5 protein-coding genes are annotated in these 4,457 nt (G+C 69.2%); 4 read left to right on the top strand and 1 reads right to left on the bottom strand.

Features of this window, described 5'->3' with window-relative positions:
- A partial coding sequence (locus tag AB0J09_RS57310) for a sigma-70 family RNA polymerase sigma factor (protein ID WP_360711300.1) occupies positions 1-550 on the bottom strand: 550 nt, incomplete at its 3' end.
- Between the two features lie 187 nt (positions 551-737).
- Between AB0J09_RS57310 and AB0J09_RS57305 the strand changes: the two genes are divergently transcribed.
- The 4 genes from AB0J09_RS57305 (at position 738) to AB0J09_RS57290 (ending at position 3,973) form a co-directional block, all read left to right on the top strand.
- Entirely contained in the window at positions 738-983 is a 246-nt protein-coding gene (locus tag AB0J09_RS57305; protein WP_360711297.1) for a hypothetical protein, read from the top strand.
- Between the two features lie 31 nt (positions 984-1,014).
- The gene (locus AB0J09_RS57300) at positions 1,015-1,560 is read left to right on the top strand and encodes a YceI family protein (RefSeq protein WP_360711294.1); all 546 of its coding nucleotides are present in this window, start codon (positions 1,015-1,017) and stop codon (positions 1,558-1,560) included.
- A 316-nt stretch (positions 1,561-1,876) separates the two neighbouring features.
- Positions 1,877-2,749: an RNA polymerase sigma factor SigJ gene (sigJ, locus tag AB0J09_RS57295; protein WP_360711291.1), complete on the top strand. Its 873-nt coding sequence runs from the start codon at positions 1,877-1,879 to the stop codon at positions 2,747-2,749.
- Positions 2,750-2,815: 66 nt separating this feature from the next.
- A complete protein-coding gene (locus AB0J09_RS57290) occupies positions 2,816-3,973 on the top strand; it encodes an FAD-dependent oxidoreductase (protein ID WP_360711289.1) in 1,158 nt (385 codons plus the stop codon).
- The last annotated feature ends 484 nt before the right edge of the window (positions 3,974-4,457 follow it).

Below are 4,457 nucleotides of genomic sequence, written 5' to 3'. Positions count from 1 at the left end.
CGCGAATGCGACGGCGGGCTGAGACGGCCAGCTGGCGGCATGCCGCCGGGGTACGGCCGACGATCTCGGCGACTTCGGCGAAGGGGTAACGGAAGACGTCGTGCAGGATGAACGCGACGCGCTCGGCCGGGGTCATCGATTCGAGCACGACGAGGAAGGCCATGTTGATCGACTCGTCGAGGGTGACCCGGTCGGCCGGGTCGACCACGCCGCCGCCCGGTCGCCCGTTGATCCACTCCGTACGTTCGGGCAGCGGCTCGGGGATCCATTCGCCCACGTAGCGTTCCCGCCGGGCGCGTGCTGAGCCGAGCAGGTCGAGGCAGATGCGACTGGCGACCTTCGTCAGCCAGCCGCCGGGGGACTCGATGGCCTCCTGCTGCTGCGGGGACATGGCGTACCAGCGGGCGTAGGTCTCCTGTACGACATCTTCAGCATCGGCCAGGGAGCCGAGGAGCCGGTACGCGAGATTGATCAGCTGACTGCGCTCGCTCATGATCGCGCTCAGGCCCGGATCGAGCCGGTCGGCTCCTGGCTCGGATGGGGTGGTCATGGCGTCGACTTTCCTTTGGCCCATGTGCTCTCACCAGTACGACGAGACAACACCTCGGAATGTGAGGTTGGCGCCTCGCCTCACATTCCAGGGTGCTGTGTCGTCGGACTGCTGAAGTCAAAACGCTCCAGCCGCGACCGTCCCGCAGGAAGCGCGCGCGTGGTCAACCCAGACGAGAAGGACACCCATGACCGATATTCAAGCCATCGCGGACCGTGCCGCGATCGAGGCGCTGCGCGGCGAGTTCACCGACCCGGAGATGATGCGCGACAGCAGCTCGCACCTGAACTACGCGCTGTACCACGACCGCTACCAGCGGACCTCGCACGGCTGGAGGTTCGCCGAGCGCGTCTACGAGGTCAGATACCTCGGCACCACTCCTCTGACGGGCTCGGCTCCTCACGTCGCAACCGGCGTGGACCTGAAGGACTGACCACCTCTTCCCCCTCCAGGAGTGACCAAGCATGTCAACTACGACCAAGCTCAGCGAACTGACCGGCGATTACGTCCTCGACACCGCCCACACGCGAATCGGCTTCGTCGCCCGGCACACGATGGCCACCAGAGTGCGCGGGCAGTTCGACGAGTTCGAGGGCGGCGCGTACCTGGACGGCGACGACCCGTCGAAGTCCAGCGTCCGGCTCACCATCCAGGCCAAGAGCATCCAGACCCGCAATCCGCAGCGCGACGACCAGCTGCGCAGCACGTTCTTGAACGTGGACGACCACCCGGACCTCACTTTCACCTCGACCAAGGTGGAACAGACCGGTGAAACCAGCTTCAAGGTCACCGGTGACCTGACCGTCCGCGGTGTGATCAATTCGGTGACCGTGAACTTCGAGCTGAGCGGCGTCGAGAACGACCCGCGGGGCGAGCTCCGGGTCGGCTTCAAGGGCAGCCTCACGATCAACCGCAACCACTGGGGCGTGAACTGGAACGCCGCGACCACGGTCATGGTCAGCCCGAAGGTGCTGCTGGAGTTCGACGTCGCCGCGATCCGCCAGTCCTGACAATCCCGGCCACCATCCTCGCCTGGCGCACCTGCGTTCGGCGCTGCCGGCCGCGGATGTGGCGATCGCAGTGACAGCAGGCGCACGACTGCCTGGAGGAGCTGAGGCAGGTGCTGGGCGAAGGGCAGTGGTCGCACGCTCCGGCCAGCTGAGACCTACCGATCGGGAGCTGATCGCGTCGCTGCTGAAGGGAGACCTACAGGCATGAGCATCTTGAACCCGTGCATGCGCGGCGCCGAGTACCGTTCGGGGAAGGAGATCGTTTTGCCTGGAATCGGGGGTCGATCAACGATCCGAGGGGGGTAGGAGGCCGACAGTGAAGCTGACCGGCACGTTGGCGGAGGCCGACTGGGAGTCGCATCGCCCCGCGGTCTTCGGGGCGGCCTACCGGATCCTCGGCACCGTGGCCGAGGCCGAGGACGTGACGCAGGAGGTGTGGTTGCGTGCCGCCGCCGCCGACCTGTCCGAGGTGCGGGATCTGCGGGCCTGGCTGGTGACCCTGGCCGCCCGGACGTCGTACAACGTGCTGAAGTCGGCGCGCGTCCGGCGCGAGTCCTATGTCGGGCCCTGGCTGCCCGAACCGCTGCTGACCGGGCCCGACGCCGCCGCCCAGGTGCTCATGGACGAGTCGGTGAGCACCGCGATGCTGGTGGTCATGGAGACGCTCACCCCCGCCGAACGCGTCGCGCTGGTGCTGCACGACGTCTTCGACCTCCCGTTCGGCCGGATCGCCGAGGTGCTCGGCGGCACGCCCGCCGCCAGCCGTAAACTCGCGTCCCGCGCGCGGGCGCGGGTCGCCGCGGTCGAGGAGCGGCCCCGGGCGTCCAGGGCCGAGACCGAACGCGTGCTCAAGGCGTTCAAGGCGGCCGCCGACGCGGGGGACATGGCCGGGCTCGTCGAGTTGCTGGACCCCGAGGCCGTCTACATCGCCGACGGCGGCGGCAAGGTGACCGCCGCGCGCAGGCCGGTCCGGGGTGCGGAGTCGATCGCCCTGCTGACAGTCAGGCAGATCGAGATCAGGCGGCCCGACGCGTTCCAGATCATCGAGGTGAACGGGCACCCGGCCCTGGCGACCTACCGCGGCGGCGAGCTGGTCTGGCTCGACACCGTGGAGATCGCCGACGGGCGGATCACCGCGTTCAGGAGACTGGCCAATCCCGAGAAGTTCGCTCACATCGGTCACATCTGAACCCGCCATGTTGTCTCCCTGCCGAACCCTCCGATCCCCCGGGGGGCGAGGCTGAGAGAGGACAAGATGACGGCACACGTTGTGATCATCGGAGGCGGTTTCGCGGGAGTGTGGAGCGCGGCGGGAGCGGCACTGGCACGCGGAGAGGCTGACCTGCGCATCACGCTCATCGCGCCGAACGAGCACCTGGTGCTGCGGCCGCGCCTGTACGAACCGGAGCCGGACCTGGCCAAGGTGGAGCTGAGCAGGATCCTCGAGCCGATCGGCGTCGAGCATCTGCGGGCCTCGGTGAGCACGATCGACACCGGCCGCCGCGTGGTGGTGGCCGACGGCCAGGAGATCGGCTATGACCGCCTGGTGCTGGCGGCGGGCAGCAAGCTCGTTCGGTACCAGGGCCTGCCCGGCGCTGAACGGCTCTTTGACATCGACACCCTGGACGGGGCCCGGCGGCTCACCGCCCATCTGCGCGACCGGGAGGGCTACTCCGCCGTGGTCGTCGGCGCCGGGTTCGTCGGCCTGGAGGCCGCGACCGAACTGGCCGCCCGGGGCCGGGTGCTGCTGGTGGACCGGTCTCAGGTGGTCGGAGACCAGCTCGGCCCGGGCCCGCGCGAGGAGATCGAGGCGGCGCTGGACAAGCTGGGCATCGAACGCCGCCTCGGGACGAGGGTGTCGCAGGTCGGCGACGGATACGCCGTCCTGTCCGACGGCACCAGGGTCGAGGCGGACGCGATGGTCTGGTCGGTGGGGATGAGGGCCAGCGAGCTCACCCGGCAGATCTCCGACGAACTCGACCACCTCGGCCGGGTGCCGGTGGACCAGCGGCTGCGCGCCCTTCCCGAGGTGTTCGTCGCCGGCGACACGGCCGCGGCTGCGTTCGACGCAGAGCACACGGTCATGCAGGCCTGCCAGCACGCCACCCCGCTCGGCAAGGTCGCCGGGTACAACGCGGCGGCCGACCTGCTCGACCTGCCGCTGCGCGACTTCACCCCCGGCCCGTACGTCACCTGCCTGGACCTGGGCGGAGCCGGTGGGGTCTTCACCCGGGGCTGGGACCGCAGGGTGATGGCCTCGGGCGCCGACGGCGCGGACATCAAGAAGCGGATCAACCAGCACATCCACCCGCCGGTCGACGACGCCGCGAAGATCCTCGCCGCAGCCGACCGCGTCTACATCGAGCTCCCCTTCTTCCCCCTCGACGGGGATAAGGCCGCCTCCGCCACATGAACCCCGCACCCCTCCAGAACGCCCCGTCACGTGCCGGAGATCGACACGGCGGTGCTGTACGAGGCGCCTGTCCTCGATGCTGCGGCCCGCCGCGCACGGCACCTGGATGTCCCCGCGAGCCTGACCCACAGAGCGCTCGGGATTACCTGTCCCGGCCGGGAGTCCGTGCCGCACTCGTGGCGCGGGCGGCCGCGCCCGGAAGGTGACGAGCGGGCGGGGGCCCGGTTCGTGTGGCAGACCGATAGGGTCAGAACGCGCAAATCGATCATAGGGGTTCAAACGGAACCGTTCTCCACCCCCCGATCGGCCGGCTCGCACGACAGGAGAGACGATGATGTACCCCCCGTCCGGCTCCGGGCCGGGGTTCCATCCCCCTCAGCCGCCCTCCGGGCACTCCCACCAGACGAATCGGCCCCGCCTGTAGCCACCATAGCCCTCGACGGCCACGCGGATCCGGAGTTCTGGACACTCGACGACGACCCCG

This window comes from Nonomuraea sp. NPDC049784 (genome assembly GCF_040659615.1).
GTDB lineage: Bacteria > Actinomycetota > Actinomycetes > Streptosporangiales > Streptosporangiaceae > Nonomuraea.
The sequence above is the reverse complement of the archived record's forward strand: the minus strand, read 5'-3'. Positions and strand labels throughout refer to the sequence as shown.

Bases quoted from the DNA above. Each gene is read 5' to 3' on its own strand.
- AB0J09_RS57305 (WP_360711297.1), top strand. From the start codon at position 738: ATGACCGATATTCAAGCCATCGCGGACCGTGCCGCGATCGAGGCGCTG.
- AB0J09_RS57290 (WP_360711289.1), top strand. From the start codon at position 2,816: ATGACGGCACACGTTGTGATCATCGGAGGCGGTTTCGCGGGAGTGTGG.
- AB0J09_RS57300 (WP_360711294.1), top strand. From the start codon at position 1,015: ATGTCAACTACGACCAAGCTCAGCGAACTGACCGGCGATTACGTCCTC.